This is a genomic window from Pseudomonas sp. JL2, from assembly GCF_031570495.1.
Lineage (GTDB): Bacteria > Pseudomonadota > Gammaproteobacteria > Pseudomonadales > Pseudomonadaceae > Aquipseudomonas > Aquipseudomonas rhizophila.
This window is the reverse complement of sequence record NZ_JAKUDH010000028.1, coordinates 1-25,437: the sequence shown is the minus strand read 5'-3', so window position 1 is coordinate 25,437 and position 25,437 is coordinate 1. Positions and strand designations below refer to the sequence as shown.

Genomic DNA, 25,437 nt, shown 5'->3' with positions numbered 1-25,437 from the left:
CGTGTACCCGTTTTTGAAATTCTTATGGTGTGGTCTGGGTCTGTTCAAAGGTGCCGACGATCAGGGCGGCCTCAATGAGGGGCCGATGGTGCGCAGTGAGCAAAAAACCGTCAATTCGCTGATCGGGCATTGTGTTCGATAATCGCCCAAAAAACTAACCGGATGGTACATATTAAATTGCTGAAACAAACCTCCAGCTCAATAATCGGCTCACTCTTTCAAAAGCGGCACACCTGTGTGTAGCCGATGCCTGTCCCGGGAGCCGAAGTCATGCAGCGTTCCATTGCCACCGTGTCCTTGAGCGGTACCCTGCCGGAGAAACTTGAAGCCATTGCCGCCGCCGGTTTCGACGGCGTGGAGATCTTCGAGAACGACCTTCTCTATTACGATGGCAGCCCTCGGGAAATCAGGCAGATGTGCGCCGACCTGGGCATCGCCATCACGCTTTTCCAACCGTTTCGGGATTTTGAAGGTTGCCGTCGCGAACGCCTTGCGCGCAATCTGGAGCGGGCCGAGCGCAAGTTCGACCTGATGCAGGAGCTGGGCACCGACCTGGTGCTGGTGTGCAGTAATGCCTCGGCCGACAGCCTGGGTGATGAGCAGATTTTGGTGGATGACCTGCGATTGCTGGCCGAACGAGCCGGGGCGCGAGGCTTGCGCATCGGTTACGAGGCGCTGGCCTGGGGCCGGCACGTCAATACTTATCAACAGGTCTGGAACATCGTGCGTCAGGCCGACCACCCCAATCTGGGGGTGTTGCTCGACAGCTTCCATACCTTGTCCCTCAAGGGCGATCCGAGTGCGATTGCCCAGATCCCCGGTGACAAGATTTTCTTCGTGCAAATGGCCGATGCGCCGATCCTGGCGATGGATGTCCTGGAATGGAGCCGGCATTTCCGTTGCTTCCCGGGCCAGGGCGAGTTCGATCTGCCGGGCTTCCTGGCACCGATCATCAAGAGTGGCTACACCGGGCCATTGTCGCTGGAGATTTTCAACGACGGTTTCCGCGCCGCGCCACCACGGGCCAATGCCGCCGACGGCCTGCGTTCGTTGCTGTACCTGGAGGAGAAGACCCGCCAGCGGCTGGCCGAAGAGGCCGAACCGGCAAGCCATGCTGACATCCTGTTCGCCACACCACCGGCCAGCGAATACAACGGTATCGAATTCCTTGAGTTTGCCGTGGACGACAGCCTTGGCGCAAAGCTGTCCCATTGGCTGGAACGGTTGGGGTTCGTCAAGGCCGGCCAGCATCGCTCCAAGAACGTGAGCCTGCTGCGCCAGGGCGACATCAACCTGATCCTCAATTGCGAACCCTATTCGTTTGCCCACAGCTTTTTCGAAGCTCACGGGCCATCGCTGTGCGCCACCGCCGTGCGGGTCAAAAACAGCGCCAGCGCCCTGGAGCGGGCCGTGGCCTACAAGGGCCAGCCTTATCGCGGCCTGGTGGGGCCCAACGAGTTGGAGTTGGCGGCGGTGCGTGCACCGGACGGCAGCCTGATTTACCTGGTGGATCAGGACGCCGACGTCTACGGCACCGATTTCAACCTGCAGCCGGGCGCTGTCATCGGTGCCGGACTCAAGCGCATCGACCACATGGCGATGGCGCTGCCGGCCGATAGCCTCGACAGCTGGGTGCTGTTCTACAAGAGCCTGCTGGATTTCGAAGCCGACGACGAAGTGGTGTTGCCCGATCCGTATGGCCTGGTAAAGAGTCGCGCCCTGCGTAGCCGTTGCAGTTCGATCCGCTTACCGCTCAATATTTCCGAGAACCGTAACACCGCGATCTCCCATGCGCTGTCCAGTTATCGCGGCTCCGGCGTGCACCACATCGCCTTCGACTGCGATGACATCTTTGCCCAGGTCAGCCGCGCCAAAGAGGCCGGCGTGCCGCTGCTGGACATTCCGCTCAACTATTACGATGACCTCGCGGCGCGTTTCGATTTCGATGATGAGTTTCTCAGCGAGCTGGCTTATTTCAACGTGTTGTACGACCGAGATGCCCAGGGCGGTGAATTGTTTCACGTCTACACCGAGCCGTTCGAAGGGCGCTTCTTCTTTGAAATCATCCAGCGCAAGAACGGCTATGCCGGCTACGGCGCCGCCAATGTCGCGGTAAGGCTGGCAGCCATGGCCAAGTCCCGCAGCGGTGGCTTGCGGCACGCCAAGTTGTAGGCAAATCGTAAACGCGGCGGTAAAGGGCAACCCCGTGGCTTGGCTTGACTGCGCGGTGCGGCCCATAATCGCCAACCTGTGCAGTGATGGCCGTGAGCCCCGCAATGACTACGAATTCAGAGCTTTCCGCAGACCTCGACGAACCTGTCGTCGAGCCGCGCAAGAGTCGCAAGAACAACCCGGAGAAAACCCGGGAAAACATTCTTCAGGAAGCCATCGTCGAGTTCGTCCAGCAGGGCCTGTCCGGCGCTCGGGTCGACGCCATTGCTGAGCGCATCCACACCTCCAAGCGCATGATCTACTACTACTTCGGCAGCAAGGAGCAGTTGTACGTCGAGGTGCTGGAAAAACTCTACGGCGATATCCGCAACACTGAGAGCCGCCTGCACTTGGCGGAACTGGCCCCGGTCGATGCGATCCGGCGCCTGGTGGAATTCACCTTCGACCACCATGACCGCAATGTGGATTTCGTGCGCATCGTCTGCATCGAAAACATTCACAACGCCGAGTACGTCAAGCAATCGGGCGCCATCAAGGCAATGACCAATACCATCCTTGATTCCTTGGGCGTGATCCTGCGCCGAGGTGCCGAAGAGGGGGTGTTCCGCGCCGGCCTGGAACCGCTGGATGTGCATCTGCTGATCAGTTCGTTCTGCTTTTACCGCGTGTCCAACCGCCACACATTCGGTGAGATTTTTCAGATCGATTTGCCGGACGAAGCGATCAAGCAGCGTCATCGCCAGATGATTTGTGAGTCGGTGTTGCGGTATCTGCAGGCCTGACCTTGAAACCTTTGTGGGAGCGAGCCTGCTCGCGATAGCGGTATGTCAGTCACATCAACACTGACTGATTCACCGCTATCGCGAGCAGGCTCGCTCCCACAAGGGTGGTTTCAGTGATTCATGCTCTGGAAATGCTCCAGCATCCGCTGCGCATCCGGCGCTACGCCGCTGAACAGCTCGAACGCCTTCACCGCCTGGAACACGGCCATGTTGCCGCCATCCAGCGTGCGGCAACCCAGGGCGCGGGCGTTGCGCAGCAGTTCGGTTTCCAGGGGGAAGTAGACAATTTCCGCGACCCACAATTGGCCCCGCAGCAGCTCCACCGGCACCGGCATGCCCGGCAGTTTCGCCATGCCCATGGGCGTGGTATTCACCAGGCCGTCCGCCTCGGCCATCGCTGTAGGCAAATCATGTCCGGCCCGGGCGCGGCCAGGACCGAAGTGTTGATTCAGGTTGTTTGCCAGTGCTTCGGCACGGCTGACTTCAACATCAAAAATGCTCAGCGTCTGTATGCCTTCTGCCAACAGCGCGTGGGCCACCGCCGCGCCTGCGCCGCCGGCGCCCATCTGGACCACGTGCTTGCGCGCCACTTCACCCAGGCCGCGGCGAAACCCTTCGGCGAACCCCAGGCAGTCGGTGTTGTGGCCGATACGTTTGCCCTCCTTGAACACCACGGTATTCACCGCGCCAATGCCCCTGGCCTCGGGCGACAGTTCGTCGAGCAACGGGATGATCGCCTGTTTGCAGGGAAAGGTGATGTTCAGGCCGGTGAAGTTCATGCGCTCGGCGGCCTTGAGCAAATCGGGCAGGGCGCCGCTGTCGAGTCCCAGGGCGTCCAGGTCGATCAGTCGATAGAGGTAACGCATGCCCTGGGCATCGCCCTCGCGCTCATGGAGCGCAGGGGTGCGCGACGCCTGGATGCCCGCACCAATCAGGCCGGCAAGCACGGTGATATTCGACATGCTCATCAACCCTTCAACCGCTGACTGAAATGCTCCAGCGCCAGGCGATAACCATGGCTGCCAAACCCGCACATCACACCGATGGCGACCGATGAAACAAAGGAGTGATGACGGAACGTTTCGCGGGCGTGAACGTTGGACAGGTGCACCTCGATCACCGGGACTTCGCTGGCGACCAGCGCATCACGGATCGCTACCGAGGTGTGGGTCCAGGCTGCCGGGTTGATGACGATGCCGGCACACCGACCGCGGGCGCCATGCACCCAGTCGAGCAATTCGCCTTCCTGATTGGTCTGGCGAAACTCCACCGCCAGGCCGAATTCTTCAGCGGCGCGGCCGCACAGTGCGGAGATGTCCGCCAGGGTTTCGTGGCCATAAGTCGCCGGCTCGCGGGTGCCGAGCAGGTTCAGGTTCGGGCCGTTGAGCACCAGAACGATCGGAGGCATCGCAATTTCTCCACAATTTTTATTGTTGGTGTCGGCGGATTTCAGCCGGTGGAGATAAATTGTACTAGATGGTTAATTTGGTCAAACAAAGCCGATGGCATCGGGCAATAAGTGTTCGATGATCGAACATGATCTTGGTCGGGAGGTGAGGGAGGGCAATGGTGGCGAGGGGATTTATCTGTGGGAGCAAGGCTTGCCCGCGATACAGGCGGCTCAAATTCTGAACGACCGCATTGCCTGTATCGCGGGCAAGCCTTGCTCCCACATAGCTTTGCCCTGTCCAGCCCCGCAGCGTCTAGCGCCGAGTCAACAACACCCCGGATTCCATGTGATGGGTCCAAGGGAATTGATCGAACATCGCGCAGCGCGTGATGTGGTGGGTGTCGTGCAGTTGCGCGATGTTGGTGGCGAGGGTTTCCGGGTTGCACGAGATGTAGAGGATGTTCTCGAAACGCCGGGTCAGTTCGCAGGTGTCCGGGTCCATGCCGGCGCGGGGCGGGTCGACGAAGACACTGCCGAATGCGTAGCTCTTGAGGTCGATGCCGTGCAAGCGACGGAACGGGCGGACTTCGTTCAAGGCTTCGGTCAGTTCTTCAGCGGACAGGCGCACCAGAGTCACGTTATCCACAGCGTTTTCGCTGAGGTTGCTCAGCGCGGCGTTCACCGACGTCTTGCTGATTTCGGTCGCCAGCACTTTGCGCACGCGGGTGGCCAAAGGCAGGGTGAAGTTGCCGTTGCCGCAGTACAACTCCAGCAGATCGTCGCTGCGATCGCCCAAGGCCTCGTAGGCCCAGTTGAGCATCTTCTGGTTCACGGTGCCGTTGGGCTGGGTGAAGGCGCCTTCAGGTTGGCGATAGCTGAAAGTGCGGCCACCGACGTCGAGTTTCTCCACCACGTAATCATGGCCGATCACTTCCCGTTTGCCTTTGGAGCGACCGATGATGCTCACACCGAGGTCGCTCGCCAGTTTCGTGGCCGCTGCGTGCCAGTGCTCATCCAGCGGGCGGTGGTAACACAGGGTGATCATCGCATCGCCGGCCAGGGTGGTCAGGAACTCCACCTGGAACAGCTTGTGACTCAGCGGCGCGCTGGCTTGCCAGGCCGCCTTGAGTTGCGGCATCAACTGGTTGATGCGCAGGCTGGCGATGGGAAACTGCTCGATGAGGATCGGCGTGCGCTTGTCGTCCTGGGAGAACATCGCGTAATGCCGTTCGCCGGCCTCGCGCCACAGGCGGAATTCGGCCCGCAGGCGGAAGTGCTCCAGCGGTGAGTCGAACACCGCTGGCTCCGGTGCATCGAACGGGGCCAGCAGGTCACGCAAGCGGCTGACCTTGTCCTGGAGTTGGGCGGCGTAGGCCTGGGAATCAAAAGTCATGCGTTGAACCAACCCAACTTGATCACGAACAGAATCGACAGGATGACCAGCGCCGGGTTCAGCTCACGGCCACGGCCAGACACCAGTTTGATGGCGGTCCAGGCGATGAAGCCGAAGGCAATGCCGTTGGCGATGGAATAGGTGAACGGCATCGCCAGCGCGGTAATCACCACGGGAGCGGCCACGGTGATGTCGTCCCAGTCGATTTCCGCCAGGCCTGAGGTCATCAGCACGGCGACGAACAACAGCGCCGGTGCGGTGGCGAAGGCCGGGACACTGGAGGCCAGTGGCGAAAAGAACAGCGCCAGCAGAAACAGGATCGCCACGACGATGGCGGTCAGGCCGGTGCGGCCGCCGGCGCTGACGCCCGCCGCCGACTCGATGTAGCTGGTGGTGGTGGAGGTGCCCAGCAGCGAACCGGCCATGGCGGCGGTGCTGTCGGCGATCAGTGCCCGCCCCATCTTCGGCATGTGGCCGTCCTTGCCCATCAGTCCGGCGCGCTTGGCGACGCCGATCAGGGTGCCGGAATTGTCGAACAGGTCTACGAACAGGAAGGCGAAAATAACGCTCACCAGACCGATGTCCAGGGCGCCCTTGATGTCCAGTTGCAGGAAGGTCGGCGCCAGGGACGGCGGCATCGACATCACGCCGCCGAACGGGGTGAAGCCCATCAGGATCGAAACGACGGTGACCGCCAGGATGCCGATGAGCACGGCACCGCGCACTTTCAGCGCTTCGAGGCCGACGATCAGGACGAAGCCGAGGGTAGCGAGGATCGGCGCGGGTTGTTTCAAATCACCGAGGCCGACCATGGTTGCCGGGTTTTTCACCACGATGCCGGCGTTATTCAGGGCGATCAGCGCCAGGAACAGGCCGATACCGGCGGCGATGGCCGAGCGCAGGGGCAGCGGGATGCTGTTGATGATCCACTCGCGGATACGAAAGATCGACAGCAGGAAGAACAACACGGCGGAAATGAACACCGCACCCAGCGCCACCTGCCAGGTATGGCCCATGTGCAGGACCACGGTGTAGGTGAAAAACGCATTCAGGCCCATGCCCGGCGCGAGGGCGATCGGGTAGTTGGCGATCAGGCCCATGGTGGTGGAGCCGATGGCCGCCGCCAGGCAGGTGGCGACGAACAACGCACCTTTGTCCATGCCGGTTTCGCCGAGGATGCTCGGGTTGACGAACAGAATGTAGGCCATGGCCAGGAAGGTGGTGACGCCCGCCAGAATCTCGGTCCGCACGTTGGTGTTGTGTGCCTTGAGTTGAAACAGCCTTTCCAGCATGTCTGCTCCCCGTGGCGCGCCGGGCGCCGTGAATGTATCGACCTCAACAGCAAAGCACAGACCGCCAGGGGCGCTCGGGAATTTTCTGTGGGTCGGAAAAAGCCGCGCATCATACCAGCAGCGTGGCGCTGTGGCTGCGATCCTCGTCGATGTTTTGCCCAAGCGCCAAGTCGGCCATACTGCGCGCGGTTCCGGGAGGTCTTTATGCATCGTATAAAAAAACACCTGTTGGTCGCATGGGGGTGTGCGCTGGGCCTGGGGTTATCCGGGCAGGCCGTCAATGCCGCTTCGGCGCCGCCCCTGAGCGAGGTCAAGGTGCTCAAGGTCGAGTCGCCCGCCTGCGGCTTCGAGGACATCGCCCAAGGGCAAGAACAGACTCGTTGCAATCACAGCGGCCCGAGTATCAAGGTCTATGTGCTGGAGGTGGGGTATGGCCGTCAGCCTCACGTCACGCTGGACGGCTTTGAAGTCGATGGCACCCGCTCGCCGGTCTGTGCGTTCAGCAATGGCAACCTGAATGATTGTTCCGTGCGGAGCAAAACGGTTGGCTATTTGTATGTCTTCGATCTGAAGGGCAAGCAGGAAGGCACCTTCAGCTTCAGCAACCAGTCGATCAACGCACCAGGCAACCGGATGTCGACCCAGCTGTACATCAAATGACCTTCCAGCCTGACAAGCCGCACGCGGCCCGGCAAACCTGACTAGGCTTCATAAACCACCCAGCGGAGAACACCGATGATGCCTGGAACCAAGATCCCCCGAGCCCTGATAGCCGTCGCCGAAGGTGTCGACGACTTGCAGACCGTTACGCTGATCGACGTGCTGCGTCGAGCTCAGGTCGAAGTGGTGGTGGCAAGTATCGAAGGGCGGCGGATGCTCACCTGTGCCCGCGGCACGCGCCTGACCGCCGACGGTATGCTGGTGGACTTGTTGGCGCAGGACTTTGATCTGATCGTCCTGCCCGGCGGCATCATCGGCGCCCAACACCTGGCGGCCCATCAGCCACTGCGACAACTGATCAAGGACCAGGCCGCCACTGGACGTTTCTTCGCCGCCATCGCCGAAGCCCCGGCCCTTGCCTTGCAGGCGTTCGGCGTACTGCGCCAGCGCCGCATGACCTGCCTGCCCGCCGTGAGCCAGCAACTGTCCGGTTGCAATTTTGTCGATCAGCCGGTGGTGGTGGACGGCAACTGCATCACCGCCCAAGGCTCGGCTGCCGCCCTGGCGCTTGCCTTGACGCTGGTGGAACAACTCTGTGGCAAGGGCGTGAGGGGCGTGGTGGCGGCGGAGTTGCTGGCCTGACAGGCATCAGGCGTGGTGAGGTAAGCGTTCGATCAAAGGTTGTTCACGCTGCTCGGCTTGCCACAGATCATAGTCCGTCTGAACACCCAGCCAGACCCTGGCCTTGCCGATCCCGGCCCGTTCCAGGCGCACCGCCAGATCGGGGCTGACGGGGGCATGGCCGTGCAATACCCGAGAGAGATGCGGTCGGGCGAAGCCCAAATGCCGCGCCAGCTCGGTGACTGTGATGCCCAGTTCGGGCAACACATCCATCAGTAGCGTTTCGCCAGGGTGTGGCGGATTGTGCATGGGCATGTTCCAGCCTCCTGTCAGTGGTAGTCCAGATAATCGACCAGTTCGATATCCGATCCGCTAAAACGAAAAATAATCCGCCAGTTTCCCGAAACACTCAGCGACCAGTATTCAACCAGCTCACCTCTGAGTGGATGCAGTCGCCATCCGGGGATATCCAAGTCGTCAGGCGACTGCGCCCGGTCCATGAACTGGAGCATGCGAGCCAGGCGGTTTCCATGGTCAGCCCGGATTCCACGGGTCGAACCCGTTTCATAGAAGATCCTGAGGCCTTTGTGTCGGAAGGATTTAATCATGGAATCGAGTGTAAGGCGATACATTACACTCGGTGCGGTACATATATACCGCACATGCCAGGCAAATCTGTGTGTCCTGCGATGGCCAAGGCTTTTTCGGCGCGTCGAAATTGCCTTGAACGCTCACCCCACCCCGAAGTCGTACCCCTTATGACGGCGGTTTGCGAAAACGCCGCGAGTGTACGACCAACCGTGAGGTGTTTATGAGCGCGACCCTGTCCGAAGCGACACCGGCGTCCTTCGTCCGCCATCCGATCCGCCTGACGCTCAATGGTCAGGCGCGCGAACTGCACGTGCTGCCCTGGACCACGCTGCTGGACCTGCTGCGTGAGCAACTGGATCTGGTGGGCAGCAAGAAAGGTTGCGACCACGGTCAATGTGGTGCCTGTACGGTGCTGCGCGATGGCAAGCGGATCAACGCCTGCCTGACCCTGGCGGTGATGTGCGACGGCGCTGAGCTGACCACCATCGAGGGGTTGGCCAACGGTGATCAGTTGCATCCCATGCAGCAGGCTTTCATCAAGCACGACGCCTTCCAGTGCGGTTACTGCACGCCTGGGCAGATCTGTTCCGCGGTGGGATTGGCCAATGAAGGCCGGGCACAGACTGGGGCGCAGATCAGCGAACTGATGAGCGGCAATCTCTGCCGGTGCGGCGCCTACAACAACATTCGTGACGCTATCGAAGAGGCATTGCCGCTCTGTCAGCAGGGAGGTGATCAATGAACCCTTTCCAATACAGCAAGCCCGACACCGTGCAGGCCGCCGTCGACTTGTCGAGCCCGGTTTCACGCTTCATTGCCGGTGGCACCAACCTGCTGGACCTGATGAAAGAAAACCTCACCCGCCCCGAGCACCTGATCGACATTACCGGGCTGCCCCTGGCGGACCTCAGCGAAACCCCTTCCGGTGGGGTGATGATCGGCGCGTTGGTGAGCAATGCCGATCTGGCTTGGCATCCCTGGATCCAGCGCCGCTATCCGCTGCTTTCCCAGGCAATCCTGGCGGGCGCCTCGCCGCAGTTGCGCAACATGGCCAGCACCGGCGGTAACCTCCTGCAACGCACCCGCTGTTATTACTTCTATGACGCCAACGTGCCGTGCAACAAGCGACGGCCAGGCAGCGGCTGTCCGGCTCGGGACGGCTTGAACCGTATGCACGCGATATTCGGCGCCAGTGATCAATGTGTCGCCACGCACCCTTCCGACATGTGCGTGGCACTGGCTGCCTTGGAGGCCGTGGTGCATGTTATCGGTCGGGGCGGGGCACGGACCATCGAGTTCGCTGACTTTCACCGTCTGCCCGGCGATGCCCCGGAACGGGACAACCAACTGGCCGATGATGAACTGATCACCGCCATTGAGTTGCCTGCCGCCGGTTTCGCTGAACACAGCCATTACTTGAAAATTCGGGACCGGGCTTCCTACGCCTTTGCGCTGGTTTCGGTAGCGGCGGCGCTCGAGCTGGACGGGCCGGTGATCCGCCAGGCGCGCCTGGCCCTCGGCGGCGTGGCCCACAAACCCTGGCGCGACCGGGCCGTGGAGAGCTGGCTGACCGGCCAGACCGTCAGCCGCGAAACCTTCACTGCTGCCGCTGACGCGCTGTTGCAAAACGCCGAGCCGCTGGAACATAACGGCTTCAAGGTCAGACTGGCGCGCCGGGCAGTGGTCCGCGCCTTGAGCGATGCCGCACTGGTGGGAGGACAAGCCTGATGAATGCTTCGAGCAAATCCATAGGGCAACCACTTGACCGGGTCGATGGCCTGCTCAAGGTCACCGGCCAGGCCCGATATGCCGGCGAATACCCCGAGGACGGTTTGCTGCACGGCAGCGTCGTCTCCAGCAGCATCGCCCGTGGCCGCGTGCTGCGCATCGATGCCACCCGAGCGTTGGCGTTGCCCGGGGTGGTCACGGTGATCGACCACACCAACCGCCCCAGGATCGCCAGCTACGACGAGCCTTACGAGGACGCCGATGCGGCAGAGGGTTCGCCGTTCCGACCGCTGTACAACGATCAGGTACTCTACGGCGGCCAGCCGTTGGCCTTGGTGGTCGCTGAAAACCTCGAGCTGGCCCGTTACGCCGGTTCGCTTATTGAAATCGAATATGAAGCCCGGGACCATCAGACCGATCTGGCAATCCTGCAAAACGAAGCCCATCCGGCGCCGGCAGAATTGCCCAAGCCCCGTGGGAATTTTCAGGGCGAGTACGCCAGTTCGGCCCTCAGTGTGGACGTGTCCTACAGCACACCGATCGAACACCACAACCCGATGGAGCCTCATGCCTCCACCGTGCTGTATCAGCCTGACAGCAGCCTGCACATCCACGACAAGACCCAAGGCACGCAAAACTGCCAAGCCTATGTGCAAAAGGTCTTCGGGCTTGAGAAAGAGCAGGTGCGAGTGTTTGCCGCCTATGTGGGCGGCGCCTTCGGTTCCGGGCTGCGGCCACAGTACCAACTGCCCCTGGCGGTGATGGCAGCGCTGACGCTCAAACGCTCGGTGCGGGTCAGTCTGACGCGCCAGCAGATGTTTACCTTTGGCTATCGACCACGGACCTTTCAGCGCCTGCAACTGGGGGCCGCGGCCAACGGGCGACTGTTGGCGGTGGCGCATACCGCCATCGGCCAGACCTCGCGCTTTGAAGATTTCACCGAGCATGTGGTGGAGTGGAGCGGCATGCTCTATCACTGCGACAACGTTGAATTGACCTACAAACTGGTGCCGCTGGACGTCTATACGCCGCTGGACATGCGCGCCCCTGGCGCTGCCTTGGGACTGATCGGCCTGGAGTGCGCCATGGATGAACTGGCCTGTGCCCTGGCGATCGATCCGGTTCAACTGCGGTTGCTCAACTATGCCGAGCGTAACGAGAACGAAGACAAGCCATATTCCAGCAAGGAGTTGCGTGAGTGCTATGCCCAAGGTGCCCGTCGTTTTGGCTGGGACAAGCGCAACCCGGAACCGCGCAGCATGCGTGAAGGTCGGCAGTTGGTCGGTTGGGGCATGGCGGGCGGTGTGTGGGAGGCCATGCAGCAGAAGGCCAGCGCTCGGGCCTCGCTGGATGCCAACGGTCAGTTGACCGTCAGCAGTGCCACCACTGACATCGGTACTGGCACCTACACAGTCATGACCCAGATCGCCGCCCAAGCGTCAGGGATTTCCCTGGAAAACGTCACCTTTGTCCTCGGTGATTCGTCGCTGCCGACTGCGCCGCTGCAGGGCGGCTCGTTCACCGTCTCGTCGGTGGGCACCGCTGTGCAGCAGGCCTGTGAAGCCCTGAAGGAAAAACTCCTGGCTGTGGCGCGGCAGAGCTGTCCGGCCTTTGCTGGCGCGACCCTTGAGCAAGTGACGTTTGCCGACGGTCAGCTACGGTTGGGCGAGGCCTGTGTCTCGTTGGCAGAGTTGGCGCAAAAAAGCGGCGAGACGCCCTTGCAGGTTCAGGTCACTGCCGAGCCGGAGGAAAAACGCCAAGCCTACGCCACGGCCACGCATTCGGCGGTGTTTGTCGAAGTGCTGGTGGATGAGGACTTGGGCACGGTGAAGGTCAATCGGGTGGTCAGCGCCATCGCCGCCGGACGGGTGATCAACCCGAAAACCGCGCGCAGCCAGATCCTCGGCGGCGTGGTCTGGGGCGTCGGCATGGCCTTGCACGAAGAAACCTTGACTGACCATGCGTTGGGCCGGCACATGAATCACAGCCTGGCGGAATACCATGTGCCGGTGAACGCCGACATCGGGGACATTGACGTGGTTTTTGTCGACGAGCACGACGAGATCGTCAATGCCCTCGGCTCCAAGGGCGTCGGTGAGATTGGCATCGTTGGTGTGGCGGCGGCCGTGGCCAATGCGATTTATCACGCCACCGGCAAACGGGTCCGGGACTTTCCCATCACGCTGGATAAATTGCTTTAGGTTTTCGTAGCGTCCACCGGTTCGTGCATCCGGTCACGGTTGGCCAGGGTCGGGAACAGTTTGATCCAGACCCCGGTCACCAGCAGTGTGCCGACACCGCCCATGACCACCGCCGGCACGGTGCCGAACCAGTGGGCGGTCAGGCCGGACTCGAACTCGCCCAACTGGTTCGAGGCGCCGATGAACAGCCCGTTCACGGCGCTGACCCGGCCGCGCATTTCGTCCGGCGTTTCCAACTGCACGAAGGAGGCGCGGATCACCATGCTGATCATGTCCGCCGCGCCTAGCACCACCAGCACCGCCAGGGAAAACCAGAACGAAGTGGAGAGGCCGAAGGCAATGGTGGCGACGCCGAACACGCCCACGGCGGTGAACATCACCCGACCGACCTTGCGCTCCACGGCAAACCGCGCCAGCCATAGCGACATCAGCAAGGCCCCCACCGCCGGAGCCGAGCGCAGCAGGCCCAGGCCCCAAGGGCCGGTAAGCAGAATATCCTTGGCGAACACCGGCAAGAGCGCGGTCGCGCCGCCCAGCAGTACCGCGAACAGGTCCAGGGAAATCGCCCCGAGAATGTCCGGGCGGCTGCGGATGAAGCGAATCCCGGCCAGCAACGAATCCATGGTTGCCTTGCCTTTGTTCAGCGGCGTCTGGCGGGCGGGCAGGTTGAGCATCAGGCAGCAGGCGATGACGTAGAGCAACACGGTCGGCCCATAGACCCAGACGCTGCCGAAGGCATAGAGCAGACCGCCCAGTGCCGGGGCGACGATGGTCGCGGACTGCTGGGCCGACTGCGCGGCGGCCACGGCGCGGGGAAACAGCGCGGCCGGCACGATGCTCGGCAGCAGCGCTTGGGTGGTCGGCATCTCAAAGGAGCGGGCGGCGCCCAGCAGGAAGGCGAGGATGAAGATCATCTCCCGCGTGACGTTATCGGTGGCGCTGCCGATGACCAGCGCCAGGGCAATCATCGCCTGCAACGACTGGCAGATCGCCGCGACCTTGCGGCGATCATAGCGATCGGCCACATGCCCGGTGTGCAGCATGAACAGCACACGCGGAGCAAACTCCACCAACCCTACAAGACCCAGGTCCAATACGTTGCCGGTCAGTTGATAGAGGTTCCAGCCGATGGCCACGGTGAGCATCTGGAAGCCACTGGCGGTGAAAATCCGGGCCAGCCAGAAGGCGATGAAGGGGCGGTGATGGCGGAGCAGCAATGGCGCTTGGCTGGGCATCTATGACGGGTCCGGTGATGAGGGCATCGAGATTATCACCGAGTTGTAACTGGAGGTTGCGGTTGCTGGAAAAATAGTTAGCCAAGCATCTACTTTTCACATAGCACGCTTTTTTTGTGGCGAGGGGATTTATCCCCGCTGGGGTGCGAAGCGGCCCCAAGCTTTTGCGAGCGCTGCGCACTCGATCGGGGATAAATCCCCTCACCACAACAGTGCACTCCTCAAGATTCAAGAAATCTTGGCTTAGAGCAGGATTGCAGCACTGAGACAACCTGTCACGCGACAAAAGACCACGCCGTCCGGCGGCCATAATGCGACTACTCTTTGAGCATTGCTTGATCCAGGTCAATACCCTCCGGGGCCTTGGGCTGGCGGCCATCCGGCCACGTTCCTGCGTTGTGACGGTTTAAAAAAAGAACGATTTGAAAAGCATCGCACTCCATATCCCTGGAGGTTGCGATGCAAGCCCCGCCCGCAGCCGGTTTTACCTGACAGAGGAAGACTTATGTTCGGTTTGGAGGCGCTCGATCTCGCCCGAATCCAGTTCGCGTTCACCATCTCGTTCCATATCCTGTTCCCGGCCATCACCATCGGCCTGGCGAGTTACCTGGCGGTACTCGAGGGCTTGTGGCTCAAGACCCGCGACGACACCTACCGCGACCTGTACCACTTCTGGTCGAAGATCTTTGCCGTCAACTTCGGCATGGGGGTGGTATCCGGTTTGGTCATGGCCTATCAGTTCGGCACCAACTGGAGTCGTTTCTCTGACTTCGCCGGTGCGGTCACCGGGCCGCTGCTGACTTACGAGGTGCTCACGGCGTTCTTCCTCGAAGCCGGGTTCCTGGGGGTGATGCTGTTCGGTTGGAACCGCGTCGGGCGTGGTCTGCATTTCTTTTCCACAGTCATGGTAGCGATCGGCACGCTGATCTCGACGTTCTGGATCCTGTCCTCCAACAGCTGGATGCAGACTCCCCAGGGCTACGAAATCATCGATGGCCGGGTCATCCCGGTGGACTGGCTGGCGGTGGTGTTCAACCCCTCGTTCCCCTATCGCCTGTTGCACATGTCCACGGCAGCGTTTGTCGCCACGGCGTTTTTCGTCGGTTCGTCGGCGGCCTGGCACTTGTTGCGCGGTCGGGATACCCCGGCCATTCGCCGCATGCTCTCGATGGCGATGTGGATGGCGTTGCTGGTGGCGCCGATCCAGGCCGTCATTGGCGACTTCCATGGCCTCAACACCCTCAAGCATCAACCGGCCAAGATCGCGGCCATCGAAGGTCACTGGGAAAACGTCGGCAATGAGCCTACCCCGCTGATCCTGTTTGGCTGGCCGGACATGCAGGCGGAAAAGACCCGGTTCGCCGTGGAAATCCCCTACCTGGGCAGCCTGATCCTGACCCATAGCCTGGACAAGCAGGTGCCGGCCCTCAAGGAGTTCCCGCCTGAAGACCGACCGAATTCGACCATTGTGTTCTGGTCGTTCCGGATCATGGTTGGCCTGGGGCTGCTGATGATCTTCACCGGTCTGTGCAGTCTCTGGTTGCGCCGCAACGACCGGCTCTACCAGTCTCGACCGTTCCTTCACATGGTCTTGTGGATGGGGCCGTCCGGCCTGATCGCGATCCTGGCAGGCTGGTTCACCACCGAAATCGGTCGCCAGCCCTGGGTGGTCTACGGCCTGATGCGCACGGCCGATGCTTCCTCCGGCCACAGCTTTGCGCAGATGAGCATCACGCTTGTGCTGTTCGTCGTGGTGTATTTCGCGCTGTTCGGTGCGGGGCTGAGCTACATGATGCGCCTGGTGCGCAAAGGGCCGGAAGCCCATGAAGATGAGCCGGCCGACGGTGGCCCGGGTCAGAAACGTACCCCGGCCCGTCCATTGTCGGCCGCCGATGATGGCGACGACGAAGTGGACCATAACGACAGCTCGCACAAGGGGAATTGAGTCATGGGTATTGATCTTCCGCTGATCTGGGCCGTGGTCATCATCTTCGGCATCATGATGTACGTGATCATGGATGGCTTTGACCTGGGGATCGGCATTCTTTTCCCCTTCATCAAGGCTGAGCGTGATCGTGACGTGATGATGAACACCGTAGCGCCGGTCTGGGACGGTAACGAAACCTGGTTGGTGCTGGGTGGCGCGGGCCTGTTCGGGGCGTTTCCGCTGGCTTATTCGGTAGTGCTTTCGGCGCTGTACCTGCCGCTGATCCTGATGCTCATCGGGCTGATTTTCCGCGGCGTGGCCTTTGAGTTTCGCTTCAAGGCCAAGGCTCACAAGCGCCATCTGTGGGACAAGGCGTTCATCGGCGGTTCCCTGACGGCCACCTTCTTCCAGGGGGTGGCGTTGGGGGCGTTCATTGATGGATTCGAAGTGGTCGATCGCCAGTTCGCCGGCGGCTCCCTGGACTGGTTCACACCGTTCACCGTCTTCTGTGGCCTGGCCTTGATCGTCGCCTACGCCTTGCTCGGCTGCACTTGGCTGATCATGAAAACCGAAGGCAAGTTGCAGGAGCAGATGCATAACCTGGCCAGGCCGCTGGCGTTCGGGGTGCTGGCGGTGATCGGTATCGTCAGTATCTGGACTCCGCTGGCTCACGCCGATATCGCGGCGCGCTGGTTTACCCTGCCAAATCTGTTCTGGTTCCTGCCGGTGCCGATCCTGGTGCTGGTGACCATGTACGGGTTGTTTCGCGCCGTTGCCCGCAACGCCAACTACACGCCGTTCATTCTGACGCTGGCGCTGATCTTCCTCGGTTACAGCGGTCTGGGCATCAGCTTGTGGCCGAACATCGTGCCGCCATCCATCTCCATCTGGGACGCGGCGTCACCGCCACAGAGCCAGGGGTTCATGCTGGTCGGGACGCTGTTCATCATTCCTTTGATTCTGGTGTACACCTTCTGGAGCTACTACGTGTTCCGGGGAAAGGTGACCCATGACGACGGCTACCATTGATTGACCTGCGAGGCATTGAAAATGGCCAAGCCTGATTTGAAAGACATCGAAGCGGCTGAAAAGAAGCCGCTCTGGCAGCGACTTGGCTGGCTGGCGCTGATCTGGGCCGGCAGTGTGCTGGCCCTGTTTATCGTCGCCAGCCTGATGCGGATGTTCATGAACGCCGCAGGGCTGACCACCCACTGACGCTCCCGGGCAGGGTCAAATTATTTGCGGGCCTTGAGGATGACGAATTTCGGGGTTGCGGCCACTTGTTCGACCCCCCGGAACAACCGCGCCAGTTTGCTGTGGTAGCCCAGGTGCCGATTGCCGACGATGTACAGCGCGCCGCCGACCACCAGTGCTTCGCGCGCCTGCTGAAACATCCGCCAGGCGAGGAAGTCGCCCACCACCTGCTGTTGGTGGAAAGGCGGATTACACAGCACTACATCCAATGACTGCGCCTCTTGCCCGGCCAGACCGTCCCCAGCTCGAATGGTCACCTCACGCTCGCCCAGGGCGGCGCGCCAGTTCTCGGCGGCCGACTGCACGGCCATGTACGATTCATCCACCAAGGTGTAGTGGGCCTCGGGATTCTGCAGGGCGCTGGCGATTGCCAGTACACCGTTGCCGCACCCCAGGTCCGCGACGCGGGCGGTGCCCAGGTTCTTTGGCAGATGCGGCAGAAATGCCCGGGTGCCGATGTCCAGGCCTTCGCGACAGAACACGTTGGCGTGGTTGAGCAATTCGATCTTCGGCTCTTCCAGCCAATAGCGCGTGGGGTAGGGGGATGCGGCCGGCACTCGGGTTTCTGGCTGGAGCGCTTCTGGCGTGGCGATCAACAAGCGAGCTTTTTTCACTGCCAGCGAGGCCTGCACCGGGCCAACGTAGCGTTCCAGCAGGTCACCGGCGGCCCGTGGCAGATGCTTGACCATCGCAGCAGCAATCACCTGGGCACCGGGGGCCAATTGGCCTTGCAGGCGAATCAACTGTTCTTCCAGCAGGGCCAGGGTTTTTGGCACTTTGATCAGGACGCGGTCGAAAGGTCCGGTCAACGGTTCGCTGGCCGGCAACGTCGGCACTGCATCAAAGGGCAGGCCGTTGCGCACCAGGTTTTTCTCCAGCGCCTGCAAGGCCAGGTACGAGTCGCTGCTGCTGATGACTTCAACCTTGCCGGCAAGGCTCGCCGCCAGGGCACCAAAGCTGTCATTGAGGACCAGGACCCGGGTATCGGCGAGCGGCTGTTGCTCGGCCAGATACGCGAGCAGGTATTCGTCGGCTGCGTCAAAGGCTTGCAGCGGCTCGTTCTGCTGTTCGGGTTGGCGGATCAGGTCAAGTTGGGCGAAGGGACTGTCGAGCAAGGGCATGGCTGGGACTCTGGAGATCAACGAATGTCCCGCTGCCCCGGGGCAGGTGTCTCAGCGGGACCGCCTGAATGAACTTCGTCGCGTACTGGGCGCGTCATCATTCAAGTGGAGCCGTAAATGGTACGTTTTTTTTCCAGGCATTACTCGCGGGTTTTTTCAGGTTGGTAAGTGCGCCGCACGGTTCAGATCACATGGATGTGGGCCGCCTTGGCTACCGCTGAGATTTTGTTGTTGACGTTCAGCTTTCGCATGCAACTGCACACATGGAAGTTCACGGTGCGCTCGGAGAGGCAGAGGATTCTGCCCACTTCCGAAGCCGTCTTGCCTTCGGCCGACCACCTCAATACTTCGATCTCTCTGGGTGATAAATGACATTTTTGTGGAGTCGCGGCAGCGTCAGCCAGTTTTTTGCTGGCCAGCGCATGCAGTCTTTGACTGGCGAAAATGGCGTAGCCCAGATTTGCGTAGTGCTCGTCGATATCGATGGGGCAATGAGTCCGGGCCAGGCTGAAAAGGCTGCAGTGTGCCCCCTGTTCATCATGAACGGCCTGGGTCCAGCCATACTTGAGTCCCTGTCGATTAAGTTCTCGCCACAACTTGGGGGCCTGAGCAAAAACAGTCTCATCCCACAAGATTGGAAGCGGTGATTGATTGCAATGTGCTACTAGTGGGTCGTTCGATGCATAGCCGTTCTGTTCATATAGTCTGTCCCATCCATAAGGGTAGTTATTCAGGTTTACCTTGTTGGTATGCTTGTCCGGGCTTCCGAGATAGGCTGAGAATGCACAATATTCAAATCCCTGATTGTTAAAGAAATTCAGGACTAGACGATAGGCCGTCTGTAAGTCCTTTTCACAGGATAACTTCCTCAACAGCAAGTCCTTCCACTTGTCCATCGCTCTCTCCTGGGTTGAGTTCGTCCATGCGGATCCAATCCATGATGCGAATTTTTAGTGTAGGACTATTCTTAAATTGCAGTGAGCTTTTTTTTATTTGCTTACAGTTTGAAATGTTTAAGAAATAAACTTTTTGAGTATGATTTTACAGTTGGGATAGTTTTGTATAAGTCTGGTAGAAGATATGCTCGGCGACGGAGGCATTAGTAGCTAAAGTGCCACTACTCGTTGTCAGTGGTGAAGGGGCTCACTTTGCGGGACACTGTAAGTCTTGTCTCGTTGGAGTGGCTCATGATCGACAGCTCAGAGAAGTTCACCCGTCAAACCTTGCTCGATGTGCAGCCCGTGGCACCTCATTTGTTTACGTTGCGTACCACACGGGATCGCGGTTTTCGTTTTCGGGCGGGCCAGTTCGCCCGGCTCGGGGTCGCTAAAGCGGATGGCACCATCGTTTGGCGGGCATATTCCATGGTGTCTTCGCCGTTCGATGAATTCCTCGAGTTTTTTTCCATCGTGGTACCGGACGGCGAGTTCACCAGCGAACTGAGTCGGCTGCAGCCAGGCGACAGCCTGCTGGTTGATCGCCAGGCCTTTGGCTACCTGACGCTTGATCGTTTCGTTGACGGGCGCGATTTGTGGCTGCTGTCCACGGGAACGGGCGTCGCACCGTTCCTCTCGATTCTCCAGGATTTCGAAGCATGGGAAAAATTTGAGACGATCGTCCTGGTGTACAGCGTCCGCGAGGCACGGGAGCTGGCATATCAGGAGCTGATCAAAGGGTTGACCCAGCGCGACTACCTGGCCGGCTACGCCCACAAGTTTCGTTTCATCGCGACCGTCACCCGTGAACAGCATCCCGGTGCGCTCAGCGGACGAATCACGACACTGATCGAAAATGGCGAGTTGGAAAGGGCGGCTGACATCGAGCTGACGCCGGAACACTCGCGGGTGATGTTGTGCGGCAATCCGCAGATGATTGATGACACGCGCAAGCTGCTCAAGGCCAGGGGCCTGCAACTGAGTCTCAGCCGTCGGCCAGGTCAGGTGGCCGTGGAAAACTATTGGTAGAAAAGGCGCCTGTGGCGAGGAGATAAAAACCCACGCCACAGGCGGCGAAGCGTGAGTCAGGGCCTCTCGTTCTGGGCCTTGAGCAGGTCGCGAATTTCGCTCAGCAACAGTTCTTCCTTGGTCGGAACCGGTGGCGCGCTGGGAGCAACGGCTTCTTCGCGCTTGAGACGGTTGATGGCCTTGACGCCCATGAAAATGGCGAACGCCACAATGATGAAATCAATGGTGCTTTGAATGAATTTGCCATAGGCCAATACCACCGCCGGCGCATCGCCTTGTGCCGCCTTGAGTGTGATGGCCAGGTCGCTGAAGTCCACCCCGCCAATCAAAAGGCCGATCGGAGGCATGATGACGTCGCCAACGAAGGACGAAACGATTTTGCCGAAAGCAGCACCGATAATGATCCCGACGGCCATGTCGACGACATTGCCTTTGACCGCGAAGGCCTTGAACTCGTTAATCACGCCCATGAGTTGTTCCTTGTGACAGATGAAGTGGATGGTGGCAGTGTAAATCAGCCAAACGCGTCCTGCTCGAAACGCCTGCTTACAAAGCTTCAGTTATCGACTCGGGACAGGAGGAAAAGTTTACAAAGTGCCATCAATCGCGCGTGATACGCGGTCCCGAGCCGATTCCCTATAAGGATTTTTCTATCGGATCGGTGCGGCATTTCTATTTAGGTTTTTCTTTTTCGAGCACTAGCCTCTGCAAGGCGCACATGGATGCGCTCTATAACATCAGAGGAAACGCCTATGAACATTTCCCTTGGCGGCGGGACTTTTACCCCTCGCCGTGCTTTTTTTGTGCTCACCGCCAGCCTGTTGTCCTTGTCCGTTAACGCGGCCACCCTGACCCGCGATAACGGTGCGGCCGTGGGCGACAACCAGAACTCGCAAACAGCCGGTCCTAACGGGCCGACCTTGTTGCAAGACGTGCAACTGATCCAGAAACTCCAGCGCTTCGACCGCGAGCGCATCCCCGAGCGCGTGGTGCATGCACGAGGAACCGGCGCCCATGGCACATTTACAGTCACCGACGACCTCAGTGATCTGACCAAGGCCAAAGTCTTCGCCGCTGGCCAGGCCACGCCGGTGTTCGTGCGTTTTTCTGCTGTAGTGCATGGCAACCATTCGCCGGAAACCCTGCGTGACCCCCGTGGTTTTGCCACCAAGTTCTACACGGCCGAGGGTAACTGGGATCTGGTGGGTAACAACTTCCCGACCTTCTTCATTCGCGATGCCATCAAGTTTCCAGACATGGTCCATGCTTTCAAGCCCGACCCTCGGACCAACTTGGATGATGACGCCCGCCGTTTCGATTTCTTTTCTCACGTGCCCGAAGCAACGCGCACGCTGACCGAGTTGTATTCCAATTCCGGCACGCCGGCCAGTTATCGTGAAATGGACGGTAACGGTGTGCATGCCTACAAGTTGGTGAATGCAAAGGGTGAAGTTCACTACGTAAAGTTTCATTGGAAAAGTTTGCAGGGGCTGAAAAACCTCGATCCGAAAGAAGTTGTGAAAGTTCAGGGGCAAGATTACAGCCATATGACTAACGATCTGGTGAGTCATATTAATAAGGGCGACTTCCCGAAATGGGACTTGTACGTTCAGGTGCTGAACCCGCAGGACCTTTCCACGTTTGATTTCGATCCTCTTGATGCGACAAAAATCTGGCCGGGTGTGCCTGAACGCAAAGTCGGGCAAATGGTTTTGAACCGTAACCCGGCGAATGTTTTCCAGGAAACCGAGCAGGTGGCGATGGCGCCGGCCAATCTTGTTCCGGGCATCGAGCCGTCGGAAGATCGGCTGTTGCAGGGGCGGGTGTTCTCCTATGCCGATACGCAAATGTATCGAGTGGGACCCAACGCGCTTCAGTTGCCCATCAATGCGCCGAAGGTGGCGGTCAACAATGGCAACCAGGACGGCGCGATGAATTCGGGCGCCACCAGCACCGGCGTGAATTATCAGCCGAGCCGCCTGATGCCTCGCCAGGAACAGCCAACGGCACGCTACAGCAAGACCGCGCTGACTGGCAGTACCCAGCAGGCGAAGATCCAGCGTGAGCAGAACTTCAAGCAAGCCGGTGACCTGTACCGCTCGTTCAACCAGAAAGAGCGCAATGACCTGATCGAAAGCTTCGGCGGATCGCTGGCGACCACCGATGAGGAGAGCAAGCACATCATCCTGTCGTTCCTCTACAAGGCTGATCCTGAATACGGCACTGGTGTAGCCCGTGTCGCCAAAGGCGATCTGACCCGGGTCAAGGCGCTGGCGGAAAAACTCAGCGACTGATCCACAGCCTGGCACGTGCATAACCCGTGGGAGCAAAGCTTGCTCGCGAAGCAGGCGCTGCGGTCTGAAGCCAGACCGAGTCGTCTGCGTTGCGGGCAAGCCATGCTCCCGCAACCCGGCATCTACAGCCTTGCGCCAAGGAGACGTCATGCTGCGTAACTTCCTGTTTTCGATGCTCGCAATCGGGTCGTTGAGCGTATGGGCCGATCAGCCCATGCCCACCGACCCGGTTGCTGTCCAAGAGCAGTTGCAAACTTATTACTTCGACGCCGCCCGCCGGGGCGACGTGCCGATGCTCGAGACCTTTATCGAGGCCGGTTACTCGCTCAACCGCCAGGACGAAAAGGGCTACACCGCGCTGATCCTGGCCGCTTACCACGGCCATGGCGCGGCGGTGGAGCGGCTGCTGGCCGCTGGCGCCGATGCCTGCACCCAGGACAACCGGGGCAACACGGCGCTGATGGGCGCCATTTTCAAGGGCCAAGTGCAGATCGCGCGCCGTTTGTTGTCCACCGATTGCAACCCGGACCAGCGCAACGGTGCCGGACAGACCGCAGCGATGTACGCCGGCCTGTTCAAGCGCGTCGAGTTGCTCGACGCCTTGGCGGCCAAAGGGGCGGACCTGCAGGCCCAGGATCCGCTGGGCAATACCGCGGCGAACCTGGCCAACGGTGAAATCAGAATGCCGGCCCCGCGCTGACCCCCGCGTGGGCTATCATCGCGGTTTTTATCCCGGAGTTCAGATGGCCAAGGCAAAGCGCATGTATGGCTGCACCGAGTGCGGCTCGACCTTTCCCAAATGGGCCGGCCAGTGCAGTGAGTGCGGTGCCTGGAACACCTTGACCGAAACCATGGTGGAGAGTGGCGGTGCCGCAGCCCCCACCGGTCGCACGGGGTGGGCCGGTCAGCAGGCGCAAATCAAGACCCTCGCCGAAGTCAGCGTCGAGGAAATTCCACGGTTTTCCACCGCGTCCGGCGAGCTGGACCGCGTATTGGGCGGTGGTCTGGTGGACGGTTCGGTCGTGCTGATTGGCGGGGACCCGGGCATCGGCAAGTCCACCATCCTGTTGCAAACCTTGTGCAACCTGGCCACGCGCATGCCGGCGCTGTACGTCACTGGCGAGGAATCCCAGCAGCAAGTCGCCATGCGCGCCCGGCGTCTGGGGCTGCCCCAGGATCAACTGCGGGTCATGACCGAGACGTGCATCGAAACCATCATCGCCACGGCCCGCCTGGAAAAACCCAAGGTCATGGTGATCGACTCGATCCAGACGATTTTCACCGAACAACTGCAATCGGCGCCGGGCGGCGTGTCCCAGGTGCGTGAAAGCGCGGCGTTGCTGGTGCGCTACGCAAAACAGAGCGGTACGGCGATTTTCCTGGTGGGCCACGTCACCAAGGAAGGCGCGCTGGCTGGCCCGCGGGTGCTGGAGCACATGGTGGATACCGTGTTGTATTTCGAGGGTGAGTCCGACGGTCGCCTGCGTTTGTTGCGGGCAGTGAAGAATCGCTTTGGCGCCGTCAATGAATTGGGTGTGTTCGGCATGACCGACAGAGGCTTGAAAGAAGTCTCGAATCCTTCGGCGATTTTTCTCACGCGCGCCCAGGAAGAAGTGCCGGGCAGTGTGGTCATGGCGACCTGGGAAGGCACCCGACCGATGCTGGTGGAGGTTCAGGCGCTGGTGGATGACAGCCATTTGGCGAACCCGCGTAGGGTCACCTTGGGGCTGGATCAGAATCGGCTCGCCATGTTGCTGGCGGTCCTGCATCGACACGGTGGCATTCCCACCCACGATCAGGACGTTTTCCTCAACGTGGTGGGCGGCGTCAAAGTATTGGAAACCGCGTCTGACCTGGCGTTGATGGCGGCGGTCATGTCCAGCTTGCGCAATCGGCCGCTGCCCCATGATCTGCTGGTGTTCGGTGAAGTGGGGCTGTCGGGGGAAGTCCGGCCGGTGCCCAGCGGACAGGAGCGGCTCAAGGAGGCGGCCAAGCACGGTTTCAAACGCGCCATCGTGCCCAAGGGCAACGCGCCGAAGGAAGCGCCTGCCGGGTTGCAGATCATTGCCGTGACTCGCCTGGAACAGGCGCTGGATGCATTGTTCGAATAACTCCGAGGCCTGCTGCGTGGTGCAGGGTTATTCAAATATGTACCAACGCCGCCAATTCCCGCTCAAGCTCAGCCTGATCGGCGAGGTTCAACTCCACCAGCCGGCGCAGATGGGCGATGGAGTCCAGGTCGATATGCTCGCAGACAAAGCCCAGATGGCCATGGTCGTCGTGGGTCAACCGAACCTCCATCTGCACTTCCACGTCGTTGCTCAAGTGAATGTCGGCTACGAAAGTCTTCTCGGGATTGCCAAGCCAGGGCTCGGGCTTTTTGATCAGCAGGCCCTTGAGAGACAGGTCCAGCAGTTCGACCGGCCAAGTCAGTTTGTCCTCGTCCTTGCCCTGACTCAGCTCGGTTCGGGCATGGAACTCGATTCGTACGAAGCGGCGGCGTTCGCTCATTACGCATTCCTTTCTGGAGATTGATTGACTATAGACCCAACTGGCGCGCCGTCGTCACCGTTGGGCTGCTGGGCAGACAAATGTCGGGGGTGGCCTTTGTTCTCGTTAGCGCTAAACTCCGATGGCTGTCTTTCTTGTCCACCCTGGCCGGAATATAAAAATGACGAATAATAATAGCCTGCTGCGCCACATACCCTGGCTACTGCTGGCCGTCTTGGGAGCGAGCGCCCTGGGCGTCGTGGCATTGCGTCGGGGAGAGGCGATCAACGCCCTCTGGATCGTCGTCGCAGCCGTGGCCATC

26 protein-coding genes and 1 pseudogene are annotated in these 25,437 nt (G+C 60.3%); 16 read left to right on the top strand and 11 right to left on the bottom strand.

What is annotated here, in order from left to right; all coding sequences use genetic code 11:
* The first annotated feature begins 1 nt into the window (after nucleotide 1).
* The 3 genes from MKS85_RS25665 (at nucleotide 2) to MKS85_RS25655 (ending at nucleotide 2,954) form a co-directional block, all read left to right on the top strand.
* The gene (locus MKS85_RS25665; protein WP_157952141.1) at nucleotides 2-142 is read left to right on the top strand and encodes a hypothetical protein; all 141 of its coding nucleotides are present in this window, start codon (nucleotides 2-4) and stop codon (nucleotides 140-142) included.
* Nucleotides 143-270: 128 nt separating this feature from the next.
* Entirely contained in the window at nucleotides 271-2,172 is a 1,902-nt protein-coding gene (quiC, locus tag MKS85_RS25660; protein ID WP_188252422.1) for a 3-dehydroshikimate dehydratase QuiC, read from the top strand.
* A gap of 104 nt (nucleotides 2,173-2,276) precedes the next feature.
* A complete protein-coding gene (locus tag MKS85_RS25655) occupies nucleotides 2,277-2,954 on the top strand; it encodes a TetR/AcrR family transcriptional regulator (protein WP_047229564.1) in 678 nt (225 codons plus the stop codon).
* A 110-nt stretch (nucleotides 2,955-3,064) separates the two neighbouring features.
* Here the strand turns inward: MKS85_RS25655 and MKS85_RS25650 are convergent, their stop codons facing one another.
* From MKS85_RS25650 to MKS85_RS25635, 4 genes are all read right to left on the bottom strand, one after another.
* Nucleotides 3,065-3,916, bottom strand: coding sequence for a shikimate dehydrogenase (locus tag MKS85_RS25650; protein WP_370695173.1), 852 nt, complete (start codon nucleotides 3,914-3,916; stop codon nucleotides 3,065-3,067).
* 5 nt (nucleotides 3,917-3,921) lie between these two features.
* Nucleotides 3,922-4,362 carry a type II 3-dehydroquinate dehydratase gene (gene aroQ, locus MKS85_RS25645; protein WP_014340320.1) on the bottom strand — a complete coding sequence of 147 codons (441 nt, stop codon included), beginning with the start codon at nucleotides 4,360-4,362 and terminating at the stop codon, nucleotides 3,922-3,924.
* 295 nt (nucleotides 4,363-4,657) lie between these two features.
* Nucleotides 4,658-5,737 carry a tRNA (uridine(54)-C5)-methyltransferase TrmA gene (gene trmA / locus MKS85_RS25640; protein WP_188252421.1) on the bottom strand — a complete coding sequence of 360 codons (1,080 nt, stop codon included), beginning with the start codon at nucleotides 5,735-5,737 and terminating at the stop codon, nucleotides 4,658-4,660.
* The gene (locus tag MKS85_RS25635) at nucleotides 5,734-7,029 is read right to left on the bottom strand and encodes an NCS2 family permease (RefSeq protein ID WP_188252420.1); all 1,296 of its coding nucleotides are present in this window, start codon (nucleotides 7,027-7,029) and stop codon (nucleotides 5,734-5,736) included. Before MKS85_RS25635 ends, trmA begins: the two co-directional genes overlap by 4 nt.
* A 204-nt stretch (nucleotides 7,030-7,233) precedes the next feature.
* On the opposite strand from MKS85_RS25635, the gene MKS85_RS25630 reads away from it, so the two are divergent.
* Together MKS85_RS25630 and MKS85_RS25625 are read left to right on the top strand one after the other, a co-directional pair.
* A complete protein-coding gene (locus MKS85_RS25630) occupies nucleotides 7,234-7,689 on the top strand; it encodes a DUF4879 domain-containing protein (RefSeq protein ID WP_188252419.1) in 456 nt (151 codons plus the stop codon).
* Nucleotides 7,690-7,764: 75 nt separating this feature from the next.
* Complete coding sequence (locus MKS85_RS25625; protein WP_188252418.1) at nucleotides 7,765-8,331, top strand: DJ-1 family glyoxalase III; 567 nt, start codon at nucleotides 7,765-7,767, stop codon at nucleotides 8,329-8,331.
* A gap of 6 nt (nucleotides 8,332-8,337) precedes the next feature.
* Here MKS85_RS25625 and MKS85_RS25620 read toward each other — a convergent pair whose 3' ends face one another.
* Nucleotides 8,338-8,625 (bottom strand): HigA family addiction module antitoxin, encoded by a 288-nt coding sequence (locus tag MKS85_RS25620; RefSeq protein WP_139051201.1) that lies wholly within the window; start codon nucleotides 8,623-8,625, stop codon nucleotides 8,338-8,340.
* 14 nt (nucleotides 8,626-8,639) lie between these two features.
* On the bottom strand, nucleotides 8,640-8,918 hold the full coding sequence (locus MKS85_RS25615) for a type II toxin-antitoxin system RelE/ParE family toxin (protein ID WP_188252417.1): 279 nt from the start codon (nucleotides 8,916-8,918) through the stop codon (nucleotides 8,640-8,642).
* 203 nt (nucleotides 8,919-9,121) lie between these two features.
* Between MKS85_RS25615 and MKS85_RS25610 the strand changes: the two genes are divergently transcribed.
* The 3 genes from MKS85_RS25610 to MKS85_RS25600 are packed head-to-tail and all read left to right on the top strand — an operon-like array spanning nucleotide 9,122 to nucleotide 12,830.
* Complete coding sequence (locus MKS85_RS25610) at nucleotides 9,122-9,643, top strand: (2Fe-2S)-binding protein (protein WP_047229571.1); 522 nt, start codon at nucleotides 9,122-9,124, stop codon at nucleotides 9,641-9,643.
* Entirely contained in the window at nucleotides 9,640-10,629 is a 990-nt protein-coding gene (locus tag MKS85_RS25605; RefSeq protein ID WP_047229572.1) for a xanthine dehydrogenase family protein subunit M, read from the top strand. Before MKS85_RS25610 ends, MKS85_RS25605 begins: the two co-directional genes overlap by 4 nt.
* The gene (locus MKS85_RS25600; RefSeq protein WP_188252416.1) at nucleotides 10,629-12,830 is read left to right on the top strand and encodes a xanthine dehydrogenase family protein molybdopterin-binding subunit; all 2,202 of its coding nucleotides are present in this window, start codon (nucleotides 10,629-10,631) and stop codon (nucleotides 12,828-12,830) included. The genes MKS85_RS25605 and MKS85_RS25600 overlap by 1 nt, the downstream gene beginning before the upstream one ends.
* Here the strand turns inward: MKS85_RS25600 and MKS85_RS25595 are convergent.
* The gene (locus MKS85_RS25595) at nucleotides 12,827-14,065 is read right to left on the bottom strand and encodes an MFS transporter (RefSeq protein WP_188252415.1); all 1,239 of its coding nucleotides are present in this window, start codon (nucleotides 14,063-14,065) and stop codon (nucleotides 12,827-12,829) included. The genes MKS85_RS25600 and MKS85_RS25595 overlap by 4 nt on opposite strands.
* 505 nt (nucleotides 14,066-14,570) lie before the next feature.
* Between MKS85_RS25595 and MKS85_RS25590 the strand changes: the two genes are divergently transcribed.
* From MKS85_RS25590 to MKS85_RS25580, 3 genes are read left to right on the top strand one after another with little or no spacing between them, the layout of a single operon-like run.
* Complete coding sequence (locus MKS85_RS25590) at nucleotides 14,571-16,010, top strand: cytochrome ubiquinol oxidase subunit I (protein ID WP_047229575.1); 1,440 nt, start codon at nucleotides 14,571-14,573, stop codon at nucleotides 16,008-16,010.
* A gap of 3 nt (nucleotides 16,011-16,013) precedes the next feature.
* The gene (gene cydB / locus MKS85_RS25585) at nucleotides 16,014-17,021 is read left to right on the top strand and encodes a cytochrome d ubiquinol oxidase subunit II (RefSeq protein ID WP_047229576.1); all 1,008 of its coding nucleotides are present in this window, start codon (nucleotides 16,014-16,016) and stop codon (nucleotides 17,019-17,021) included.
* A gap of 21 nt (nucleotides 17,022-17,042) precedes the next feature.
* Nucleotides 17,043-17,207, top strand: coding sequence for a DUF2474 domain-containing protein (locus tag MKS85_RS25580; protein ID WP_076386412.1), 165 nt, complete (start codon nucleotides 17,043-17,045; stop codon nucleotides 17,205-17,207).
* 20 nt (nucleotides 17,208-17,227) lie between these two features.
* Here MKS85_RS25580 and MKS85_RS25575 read toward each other — a convergent pair whose 3' ends face one another.
* Both MKS85_RS25575 and MKS85_RS25570 read right to left on the bottom strand, forming a co-directional pair.
* Nucleotides 17,228-18,367 carry a class I SAM-dependent methyltransferase gene (locus MKS85_RS25575; RefSeq protein ID WP_188252414.1) on the bottom strand — a complete coding sequence of 380 codons (1,140 nt, stop codon included), beginning with the start codon at nucleotides 18,365-18,367 and terminating at the stop codon, nucleotides 17,228-17,230.
* Nucleotides 18,368-18,549: 182 nt separating this feature from the next.
* The gene (locus tag MKS85_RS25570; RefSeq protein ID WP_047229578.1) at nucleotides 18,550-19,263 is read right to left on the bottom strand and encodes an autoinducer binding domain-containing protein; all 714 of its coding nucleotides are present in this window, start codon (nucleotides 19,261-19,263) and stop codon (nucleotides 18,550-18,552) included.
* Between the two features lie 291 nt (nucleotides 19,264-19,554).
* On the opposite strand from MKS85_RS25570, the gene MKS85_RS25565 reads away from it, so the two are divergent.
* Nucleotides 19,555-20,331, top strand: a complete 777-nt coding sequence (locus tag MKS85_RS25565; RefSeq protein WP_076386408.1) for a ferredoxin--NADP reductase — start codon at nucleotides 19,555-19,557, stop codon at nucleotides 20,329-20,331.
* 56 nt (nucleotides 20,332-20,387) lie between these two features.
* Here the strand turns inward: MKS85_RS25565 and mscL are convergent, their stop codons facing one another.
* Nucleotides 20,388-20,801 (bottom strand): large-conductance mechanosensitive channel protein MscL, encoded by a 414-nt coding sequence (mscL, locus tag MKS85_RS25560; RefSeq protein WP_047229580.1) that lies wholly within the window; start codon nucleotides 20,799-20,801, stop codon nucleotides 20,388-20,390.
* Nucleotides 20,802-21,083: 282 nt separating this feature from the next.
* Here mscL and katB point away from each other — a divergent pair, with 282 nt between their 5' ends.
* From katB to radA, 3 genes are all read left to right on the top strand, one after another.
* Nucleotides 21,084-22,625: a catalase KatB gene (katB, locus tag MKS85_RS25555; protein ID WP_188252413.1), complete on the top strand. Its 1,542-nt coding sequence runs from the start codon at nucleotides 21,084-21,086 to the stop codon at nucleotides 22,623-22,625.
* Nucleotides 22,626-22,773: 148 nt separating this feature from the next.
* On the top strand, nucleotides 22,774-23,325 hold the full coding sequence (locus MKS85_RS25550) for an ankyrin repeat domain-containing protein (protein ID WP_372241376.1): 552 nt from the start codon (nucleotides 22,774-22,776) through the stop codon (nucleotides 23,323-23,325).
* A 43-nt stretch (nucleotides 23,326-23,368) separates the two neighbouring features.
* A complete protein-coding gene (gene radA / locus MKS85_RS25545) occupies nucleotides 23,369-24,736 on the top strand; it encodes a DNA repair protein RadA (protein ID WP_030140305.1) in 1,368 nt (455 codons plus the stop codon).
* A gap of 31 nt (nucleotides 24,737-24,767) precedes the next feature.
* Here radA and MKS85_RS25540 read toward each other — a convergent pair whose 3' ends face one another.
* On the bottom strand, nucleotides 24,768-25,136 hold the full coding sequence (locus tag MKS85_RS25540; protein ID WP_107322961.1) for a PilZ domain-containing protein: 369 nt from the start codon (nucleotides 25,134-25,136) through the stop codon (nucleotides 24,768-24,770).
* 160 nt (nucleotides 25,137-25,296) lie between these two features.
* Here MKS85_RS25540 and MKS85_RS25535 point away from each other — a divergent pair.
* Nucleotides 25,297-25,437: pseudogene (locus MKS85_RS25535) on the top strand (carbon starvation protein CstA); the annotation flags it as partial.

Bases quoted from the DNA above. Each gene is read 5' to 3' on its own strand.
- MKS85_RS25540 (WP_107322961.1), bottom strand. From the start codon at position 25,136: ATGAGCGAACGCCGCCGCTTCGTACGAATCGAGTTCCATGCCCGAACC.
- aroQ (WP_014340320.1), bottom strand. From the start codon at position 4,362: ATGCCTCCGATCGTTCTGGTGCTCAACGGCCCGAACCTGAACCTGCTC.
- radA (WP_030140305.1), top strand. From the start codon at position 23,369: ATGGCCAAGGCAAAGCGCATGTATGGCTGCACCGAGTGCGGCTCGACC.
- MKS85_RS25550 (WP_372241376.1), top strand. From the start codon at position 22,774: ATGCTGCGTAACTTCCTGTTTTCGATGCTCGCAATCGGGTCGTTGAGC.
- MKS85_RS25570 (WP_047229578.1), bottom strand. From the start codon at position 19,263: ATGGACAAGTGGAAGGACTTGCTGTTGAGGAAGTTATCCTGTGAAAAG.
- MKS85_RS25650 (WP_370695173.1), bottom strand. From the start codon at position 3,916: ATGTCGAATATCACCGTGCTTGCCGGCCTGATTGGTGCGGGCATCCAG.
- MKS85_RS25630 (WP_188252419.1), top strand. From the start codon at position 7,234: ATGCATCGTATAAAAAAACACCTGTTGGTCGCATGGGGGTGTGCGCTG.
- quiC (WP_188252422.1), top strand. From the start codon at position 271: ATGCAGCGTTCCATTGCCACCGTGTCCTTGAGCGGTACCCTGCCGGAG.
- MKS85_RS25565 (WP_076386408.1), top strand. From the start codon at position 19,555: ATGATCGACAGCTCAGAGAAGTTCACCCGTCAAACCTTGCTCGATGTG.
- trmA (WP_188252421.1), bottom strand. From the start codon at position 5,737: ATGACTTTTGATTCCCAGGCCTACGCCGCCCAACTCCAGGACAAGGTC.
- MKS85_RS25605 (WP_047229572.1), top strand. From the start codon at position 9,640: ATGAACCCTTTCCAATACAGCAAGCCCGACACCGTGCAGGCCGCCGTC.
- MKS85_RS25600 (WP_188252416.1), top strand. From the start codon at position 10,629: ATGAATGCTTCGAGCAAATCCATAGGGCAACCACTTGACCGGGTCGAT.
- MKS85_RS25635 (WP_188252420.1), bottom strand. From the start codon at position 7,029: ATGCTGGAAAGGCTGTTTCAACTCAAGGCACACAACACCAACGTGCGG.
- MKS85_RS25625 (WP_188252418.1), top strand. From the start codon at position 7,765: ATGATGCCTGGAACCAAGATCCCCCGAGCCCTGATAGCCGTCGCCGAA.
- MKS85_RS25590 (WP_047229575.1), top strand. From the start codon at position 14,571: ATGTTCGGTTTGGAGGCGCTCGATCTCGCCCGAATCCAGTTCGCGTTC.
- MKS85_RS25575 (WP_188252414.1), bottom strand. From the start codon at position 18,367: ATGCCCTTGCTCGACAGTCCCTTCGCCCAACTTGACCTGATCCGCCAA.
- mscL (WP_047229580.1), bottom strand. From the start codon at position 20,801: ATGGGCGTGATTAACGAGTTCAAGGCCTTCGCGGTCAAAGGCAATGTC.
- MKS85_RS25610 (WP_047229571.1), top strand. From the start codon at position 9,122: ATGAGCGCGACCCTGTCCGAAGCGACACCGGCGTCCTTCGTCCGCCAT.
- cydB (WP_047229576.1), top strand. From the start codon at position 16,014: ATGGGTATTGATCTTCCGCTGATCTGGGCCGTGGTCATCATCTTCGGC.
- katB (WP_188252413.1), top strand. From the start codon at position 21,084: ATGAACATTTCCCTTGGCGGCGGGACTTTTACCCCTCGCCGTGCTTTT.
- MKS85_RS25595 (WP_188252415.1), bottom strand. From the start codon at position 14,065: ATGCCCAGCCAAGCGCCATTGCTGCTCCGCCATCACCGCCCCTTCATC.
- MKS85_RS25655 (WP_047229564.1), top strand. From the start codon at position 2,277: ATGACTACGAATTCAGAGCTTTCCGCAGACCTCGACGAACCTGTCGTC.
- MKS85_RS25620 (WP_139051201.1), bottom strand. From the start codon at position 8,625: ATGCCCATGCACAATCCGCCACACCCTGGCGAAACGCTACTGATGGAT.
- MKS85_RS25580 (WP_076386412.1), top strand. From the start codon at position 17,043: ATGGCCAAGCCTGATTTGAAAGACATCGAAGCGGCTGAAAAGAAGCCG.
- MKS85_RS25615 (WP_188252417.1), bottom strand. From the start codon at position 8,918: ATGATTAAATCCTTCCGACACAAAGGCCTCAGGATCTTCTATGAAACG.